This window comes from Coleofasciculus sp. FACHB-1120 (assembly GCF_014698845.1).
GTDB lineage: Bacteria > Cyanobacteriota > Cyanobacteriia > Cyanobacteriales > FACHB-T130 > FACHB-T130.
This window is the reverse complement of sequence record NZ_JACJTV010000036.1, coordinates 45,063-53,184: the sequence shown is the minus strand read 5'-3', so window position 1 is coordinate 53,184 and position 8,122 is coordinate 45,063. Positions and strand designations below refer to the sequence as shown.

Sequence of the window (8,122 nt, the reverse complement as noted above, 5' to 3'; positions counted from 1 at the left end):
GCGATGTCTTTCCGTTTTATCGAGTGGCTGAACCACAATCGGGACGTATTCTTCGCTTTTAAAGCTGCTTTGGGCTTTGTTTGGGCTTGAAATCTGTCTAAGTCCCGCTAAGAAGTTGGGCATCTCACTTTCACGAATTATTTAGAGTCGCTATAGAAAAGTGGGAAATGCTTTGGAAGATGAACACTATCTGCAAGCTGGGTAGATGTGATTGCCATCTGAGGAAGTTCTGAGGAGCCATTGAGCGAACCTGATTTGTGTGATTTTCCAGGCAGTTGCGGGAACACTAACATGAGTTGCTGGGTGTAGTTTATGTCCCGTCTCAACAATCGCGCTTTTCAAATCCTCCACACCGAAGTGAAGAAATGTGCTGGTAATGATGCTTTGAGCCAAATGGAGCAGCGGATTGTACTAGAGGAATTAGAAAAACTGCGATCGCAACCAGGCTCACCTGCCTCCTTAGAAGAACTGCGGAAAATCGTTATTGCCACCTATGCAAACTTCAGCCAGAAAGCATTGCTAGCGGCAGCAAAAGCCAACCGTCCCCTGGGAATATTCGGCAAAATCAAATTAGCTGGCTGTGCGGTAGCTGGGGGGGCTGTGTTGCTAGTTGGGGGAACGGGGACGCTTGTTTTGGCAATTTTGCTATCTCCCACAGCTCATCAGCCAGCGGGACAAAATGCCCCCATGAGTACAGAGGATCGCTATCAGGAAGCGATCGCATCTTTAGACCAAGCAGAAGAATTAATTAACCAAGCCAAGACCGCAGCAAGTTTGGCATTAGGTGAAAATAAATTAAGTGAAGCCAAAACACATATTGATTATCTACCTGTTTCAGATACAGTTTCTTCGCGGCGACACTCTTACAACCGCAAGGGTCGGCGCTATGTTAGCGGGTACGATACGCAGACAATCCCTAATCAGCAAACTGCCAATATTCGCGATAGATTTGAGCAAATCAAGTCCCAACTTTCTCAACAACAGCAGATTTTGGGACGCACCAATACTTTAATTCAAGCCGCCAAACAATATGCTTTTGCTGCTGCTAAAACTGGGCAAAATCCACCCCATACTGCACAGCGGTGGCAACAAGGTGAAAGTTTGTGGTACAAGGCGATTGCCCAACTGCAAAACGTTCGGCTGGAAGACGTTGACTATGTGGAAGCGCAAAAGCTACTGGTAACGTACCAAATGAATTTAGACACTGTGCAAATTCGATTAAAAACAGAACGCGAGTCTCACGAAGCCTTCAATGATGCTCAACAACAAATCAACACTTTGCTTGCGTCGATACCCAAAGATAGTTCCCAAGTAGATCGCAACCAGATAGTCAGCCAGATGCAAAAAATAATCCATCGGTTGAAAATGGTCAAACCAGGAACAAGCGACTATCGAGAAACCCAACAACTGCTGCAATCGGCACAGAAGAAACTAAAACAAGCTCAGCCAAAGAGTTGATTCTCCTACGGCTGATGTGTCATAGCGCCAGGAGCCGCTAGGAAAGGCATACGCGAAAGCGATCGCAACTTGATAAAATGCGATCAAGTTTACCAGCTAAAAGCCGAACGGCTGATAGCTAAGGGCTGGTGTACCATGCGCGATTCTGATTTTACAGATGTTTTACAGTGGACGCCGGAAGCAAAGGCAAAGCTGAAAAATATTCCCTTTTTTGTTCGTTCCCAAGCGCGTCAGCGAATTGAGCAGATCGCTCGTGCAGGGGGTGTGGAAGTTGTCACTGCTGATTTAGTAGAGCAGGCGCGGCTAGAATTTGGGCAGTGAGCGCATCCCTCTTGGTATAGTGCTTGAGATGGTATTGGATAAGTTATCTTGCATCCTAGCAGCTACTTTTGGGTGCCGATACCGTTGCACAGACTTCTGTCGCTCTTACTTACATTAGGGTTGTTCTCCAAATAATCGCGTACCCAATCGCAACTGCGTACCAGTAAATCTTCTAAATCCAGATTCCACAGTTTGATGATGTTGTCCCAACTGGCGGAAGCCAACGTCTTGCCATCCGGGCTGTAACTAACGCTAAAGACTCGTGCGCCATGCCCTTCGAGGGTAGCAATCTGTTTACCCGTTGCCAGATTCCACAGTTTGATGTTGCCCCAAGTTGAGGAAGCCAACGTCTTGCCATCCGGGCTGTAACTGACGCTATTGACTCGTGCGCCATGCCCTCGCAGGGTAACAATCTGTTTACCCGTTGCCAGATTCCACAGTTTGATGTTGCCCCAAGTTGAGGAAGCCAACGTCTTGCCATCCGGGCTGTAACTGACGCTATCGACTTCTGCGCCATGCCCTTCGAGGGTGGCAGTCTCTGTACCCGTTGCCAGATTCCACAGTTTGATGGTCTTGTCCAAACTTGAAGAAGCCAACGTCTTGCCATCCGGGCTGTAACTGACGCTATTGACTCCTGCGCCATGCCCTCGCAGGGTAACAATCTGTTTATCTGTTGCCAGATTCCACAGTTTGATGGTCTTGTCATAACTTGCGGAAGCCAACGTCTTGCCATCCGGGCTGTAACTGACGCTCTTGACTCCTTCGCCATGCCCTTCGAGGGTGGCAATGAGTTTACCCGTTGCCAGATTCCACAGTTTGATGGTCTTGTCCGAACTTGCGGAAGCCAACATCTTGCCATCCGGACTGTAACTGACGCTGTAGACTCGTGCGCCATGCCCTTCGAGGGTGGCAGTCTCTGTACCCGTTGCCAGATTCCACAGTTTGACGGTCTTGCCCCAAGTTGAGGAAGCCAACGTCTTGCCATCCGGGCTGTAACTGACGCTATTGACTCCTGCGCCATGCCCTCGCAGGGTAACAATCTGTTTACCCGTTGCCAGATTCCACAGTTTGACGGTCTTGTCATCACTTGCGGAAGCCAACGTCTTGCCATCCGGGCTGTAACTGACGCTATAGACTCCTGCGCGATGCCCTTCGAGGGTGGCAATGAGTTTACCCGTTGCCAGATTCCACAGTTTGATGGTCTTGTCCGAACTTGCGGAAGCCAACGTCTTGCCATCCGGGCTGTAACTGACGCTATTGACTCCTGCGCCATGCCCTTCCAAGCGGTTGCGCTCTCTCACCCCGTAAACCGCCTGTCGCAGTGCAGTTACAACTTGTATCTCAGTATCTGTTTCTGCTTCCCCCGCTTGCTTGAGTGCTATCCCTGCCCGTAAACCTTCTATTAGCGCATCAAACTCTTTATTTGAGAAAAATAATGCATCGGAATAACGACTAAGAGCATCTATCTGCCCTATCTGAAATTCTTTTAATTTTTCTTCACTAAGTCTTCTCTGCTCTTTCTCCTTCCTCAGTTCTGCTAATAGTTCAGCTCCCTGCTGCTGACGGATAAATGCCACCAAATAATCGTGAACCAGTTGATAGCGGTCTGCGGGAGATTCTGGCACTCGCACTACCAAGCCCGAACCCACTAAAATCTCTAAAATCAAATCTAAACTGTCAGCTTTTAATTCTAAAGACTGTGCCAAATCAGCGCGAGTTTTTAAAGGACGGGTATTATTTTCATCGGTGAGTAAGTATAAAACCAGTTGAGCTAGTTTTCTGTTTTCTTCTGAGCCGCAATCTTGGATAACTTCTGCTAAATGTCGCTCTACCAGTTCTACTTTCGGGTTGTCCCCCAGGCACCGATACTGTTCTAAAGTGGTAATTTTTTCTGACTGGAGCTGTGCGCCAACAATTTGCAACTCTATCGGGCGTAACGCCTTCAGTTCTCCCGCCAAATCTTTTACCAATTCCTCAATCAATGCTGGCTCTAAGTAAAACTTAGAGCGTTTGGTTAAACTTTCAATAACTAACTTTGCCTCGGTCGGTGAAAAATCGCCTAAATAATACAGAATGTTTTTATCAAGTATATTGTTGTTAATCGCAGCCATTTGATGGATACGATTACATTCCAACAAATAATGTAAATAATCCTCCCGTAAAGCCAAGATTATCTTTACATAAGGAATATCCAGACAAGCTTGCAAAAAGTTATAAAAAGGTATCCTTTGGCTTTGCTCTTTGTAAACAAAGAAGAACTCTTCAAATTGGTCAAATATCAAAACAGTTAACAAATTTCGCTCTGCATTTTTACGCAATTGTTCAACAATAGCTTCTATTGAATCAAAAGCGATCGGTAATTTATCTCCTCTTACTTCCTCAAAAGCCTCTGCCAAACAATTCCTCAACATTCCAAGCCAATCTGTGTAAAACCGCACCACAACGGGTAAAGCATTTCGCTCTCCAATTGGTTGTTGTTTTAGGGCTGGAACTAACCCTGCCTCCAGAATTGAACTTTTTCCTACTCCTGACTGACCGTAAATTACGATTAGTTTATGTTGATTACCGCTAATTCTTTTTATTAAATTTTTGACATCTTGTTCCCGACCAGAAGCAGCAATTTCCTGAGAAATGATTGCTTCGTGACCAGGTTTTAATAATGGGTGATTTACCTGCTGTTTTGGTTGTAAATAAGACGTGCCTGCAAAAGCTCGGAAATTGTATTGATACTCAGTCGAAATTCTCTCTTGTTTGATTTTAAATGCTTTTAAGTATTCCCCTTCCTGATAATAAAGCAATTGCAATTTTTCCAAAATATCGACATGAAGTTTTGGATTATACTGTGGAATTGCTTCTTCCCTAGCTTTTTCTAAATTAACAACAGCTTCTTTAACTAAACCTAAATGCGATTGAGATCGCGCTAAAATCAATCGATATAAACCCCGCTTGTATGGCTGAATACTCGGAATCCTATCTAAAGTTTTCAATGCTTGTTGAGCTAATTGATTCGCATCATCCCAGCGCGATTGCTCTAGAGCTACTTCTGCGAAAAAGCCGTAATCTTGAGCTAATTGGCTTAAATTCCCGTATTTTTGGTGTAGATTAACAGCTTTTTGGGCAAGATTTTGTAAATCTCCCCATGCTTGTAGCTGCCGCAAAACGTCACCAAGTTTACTAATATGGCTAGCAACCAAATCCGGACGTTCAGCTTGCTCAAAAACATTAATGCATTGCTGAAGATAATCGCGGATTTCTTCCCAATACCGCTGATTTTCTTCAGCCTTGCTGTAATAACATAATGCAATATTAAGTAGCAATTTACCTTGCCGCTCTAGATGTTGCCTTTCCTGCCAATATCTTAAACTTCCCTGGAAATGTTCTATAGCAGCATCGATTTGATTATTTGCATAATCATCTAAGCCGCGGCAAAATTCTAAACCCGCTCCTACCTCTGGCTCTAATTCTTGTCCGCGACTTTTCAAATCCTGAAAAGCTGCCTCTATTTCACAACAAGTTTCTAAATTAGTAATTACATTGCCAGCAAATAACGCATCTGTATTTTGCTTCAGAAAACTAATTAACTCATCAGTACAGAGGGCAAACTCAACACTCGTTGCCCAACTCTCGAAATCTGGTGCTAACCGAAGCAGCTTTTGCAGCACCTCATCATTAATCCACAACACCAGTGGAAAGGGAAAATTTTTGCTAAACTCCTCTCGTATCGTGTTGCTAGACGTTAAAACTGCCTTGATATCGCTTACCGACTCCAAACCGAACACCATCAAGGCTTGTGGCATCTCATCACCCAATTGAGCCTTGATGGTGGTGTACAGCGTCTTGACAAACTTAGGCAAGACTATCTCCCGAATTGTGACAGGAGATAACTCCCGCAGGCGTTGCACCATGCGATCACGCAACGCCCCATAGTTACATCGCGCCAAAATCAGCCGAAATTGCCCTTGAGACAGTTTAATTGCCCGTACCAGAGCTTTCAGCGAACTCTCATTATTAGCAGCAACATCTTCCGGTTGGTGCGGGTTAGTCATAGCTGAAATTCTTTCGCTTCTCTCAAAATTGGATTGATATCAAACCAAGACCCATCTTCGTCTCGGTATTCAAATACAAACATATCGCGCACTAAAGTTTGGTATCGTTCCTCTCCTCTCAAGCTTTTCTGTTGCGCGACTTCCCGCAACCACTCCCACTCATCCTCAGTAATTGCCAAACTTAGCTCATTGCGCCGTTGCCGAATCACCCCCTCAATGCAATCTCGTGACAAAGGCGGGTCGTCTCGTTCCAGACAGCTCAATAGCAGGGTGAGCAAATTCCGTGCATGACCCCCACTCACGCGGCACAATCGCTCTAACGTCTCAAGGCTATCAAATACCTCTGAAATTAAATTCATGCGCTGAACTGGATGAACAGCAGGAAACGCTCTCGCCAGTACCATTTGTTGCAATAGCGCCATCCCTTCTTTACATTCATCCCCTTGACGGAGTTGCACTGGCACCATCGGCAACACCTTGGGGTCTCTACCAAAGCGGTTCGTCAGCCTTCCCAACGCATTAGAAAAAATCAAAAATAGCGGAACCGTATAAACCACATGGCAATGAAGCTGGTTCAACTGTTCGCCCCGGTCTACAAATAAATATTCTGGCAAGCGGCTCCCCACCGACTTCACAGAGTTATCCAATCGGTCAAGATTATCGATAATCACCACCAGTCCTTTTTTACCTTTCGCTTTGAGCTTCTCAATCGCAGGCGCAAGCATTTCCTGGTTAATAGCTTCTAAAATCCCATTCGTGCGCGGTTCTAGATATTGCCGTAATTGACCGCGGAGCTTAGGGCTATCTTTAGTCTTGGACGTAATCTTGGCAATGCCGACAGAAAACTCCACATCGCTGATTTCAACAGGTGTTTGCAAAATATCGCCAATCTCGCGAAACAGATTCACAAAGTATCCTGGCTTCAGCTTGATCTGAACCGCTTCTAAGCTGTCGCTCACCTGACGAGCGATCGCCAGCATGATATCTGTAACATCAACGTCTGCCATTTCCAAGACTTGGCTAGACTCGAAATAAACTACATGAAATCCCTGCTGCTCTAAATCAGCCTTAAGTTGCTGCAATTCTGTGGACTTGCCACAGCCGATATGTCCTGTAAACAATTGGCAGGTCGGCTTATCAGGTGAAAGACGGGTGACGGTTCGTCCCAACTCGCGGATAATATTGCCACCGCGCACTGAGGAGAAATCGATGTAATACTTTCGCTCCTCAGTATTGCCCATGTTCAGAGGGCTAGGGTTACACGCTTGATAAAACCTCTGCAAATCCAGTTTCATGCATTTCCTCGCAACCGGGCTGATCCTTACTTCCTACCGCCGCCATTCTATCCATTCCGTAAAACGCTTTGAGCGCTCAATCGCCCAAAGCATCCTGCCGGTAAGTCCTGCTTGCGTCAACAAGCGATCGCACCTTCAATTATCATCAGTGCGATCGCGTCTCTCAAACGCTCAACTCTCTTCTAAATTCATCGCCGCTAGAAAAGCTTGCTGACTCACTGTTTGATAAACGGTGTCTAAATATTGCATCACCGGCTGACTAGAACCGGATGCGAGGGGAATCGATCCCAGTACATTTAATACAGTGTCACCAGTCGGTGCAATCACCACCAGTGAAGAATCCAGCGGTTCGTCGTATTGCCAGAATTGCTCAATTTTTAGTGGAGTTGCTGGTAGGGATGAAGTATCCTCGCCCGATGGCTGGGATGTCTCAGCCGTGGTAATTTCAGCCTCAGAATTTTGCTCGCTACCGCGTCTTAGCTTGCGTAAGGTATCGAGAATTTGTTCTTTGGTGCGTCCCCGCAACTGGAAGATGACGAAAGGATCTTCACTGAAGCGATCGCCTAACTGATAATAAACTGCACCAATGTGTTTGCAGGGAATTTCTTTATCCGGGCAGCTGCACCGTGCATGGATATCGGACAGAGTAAAGGGAAATATGCTTAAACCATTGGCGGTAAACACTTCTTGAATGTTAGGCGGCATTTCTCCCGCCAATAGTTGGGCAGAAAAAATCGCCCGTTGAGACATCGTTTCAATTACGTAATCCCACTGTTCATCTGTAAAAGGATCTAGGGATAGAGAAACTTGATAGGGTTCTGGTGCCGTACCTTGTACCTTTGCTAACACCTTTGGACCTTTAAACTCGATGCCGAGAACATTTCCCTGCATTGCATAATTTCGTGCCCTTTCCAATCGCTTTTTGAAGCGGGACTTCTCTAATAGATCGATCCATTCTTGTACCCACCATTCGCGACTTTGAATTTCGTAATTGTTCATATT

The 8,122-nt window shown here is 45.7% G+C and carries 5 protein-coding genes; 2 read left to right on the top strand and 3 right to left on the bottom strand.

What is annotated here, in order from left to right; genetic code table 11:
* Positions 1-312: 312 nt before the first annotated feature.
* Positions 313-1,458, top strand: a complete 1,146-nt coding sequence (locus H6H02_RS22885) for a hypothetical protein (RefSeq protein ID WP_190822109.1) — start codon at positions 313-315, stop codon at positions 1,456-1,458.
* Positions 1,459-1,593: 135 nt separating this feature from the next.
* Positions 1,594-1,779 carry a PCP reductase family protein gene (locus H6H02_RS22880; protein ID WP_190822107.1) on the top strand — a complete coding sequence of 62 codons (186 nt, stop codon included), beginning with the start codon at positions 1,594-1,596 and terminating at the stop codon, positions 1,777-1,779.
* A gap of 62 nt (positions 1,780-1,841) precedes the next feature.
* On the opposite strand, the gene H6H02_RS22875 is transcribed toward H6H02_RS22880, so the two are convergent.
* From H6H02_RS22875 to H6H02_RS22865, 3 genes are all read right to left on the bottom strand, one after another.
* Positions 1,842-5,825, bottom strand: coding sequence for a hypothetical protein (locus H6H02_RS22875; protein ID WP_190822105.1), 3,984 nt, complete (start codon positions 5,823-5,825; stop codon positions 1,842-1,844).
* The gene (locus H6H02_RS22870) at positions 5,822-7,120 is read right to left on the bottom strand and encodes an ATP-binding protein (RefSeq protein ID WP_190822103.1); all 1,299 of its coding nucleotides are present in this window, start codon (positions 7,118-7,120) and stop codon (positions 5,822-5,824) included. Before H6H02_RS22870 ends, H6H02_RS22875 begins: the two co-directional genes overlap by 4 nt.
* Positions 7,121-7,291: 171 nt before the next feature.
* A complete protein-coding gene (locus H6H02_RS22865; protein ID WP_190822101.1) occupies positions 7,292-8,119 on the bottom strand; it encodes an SWIM zinc finger family protein in 828 nt (275 codons plus the stop codon).
* Positions 8,120-8,122 lie beyond the last annotated feature (3 nt).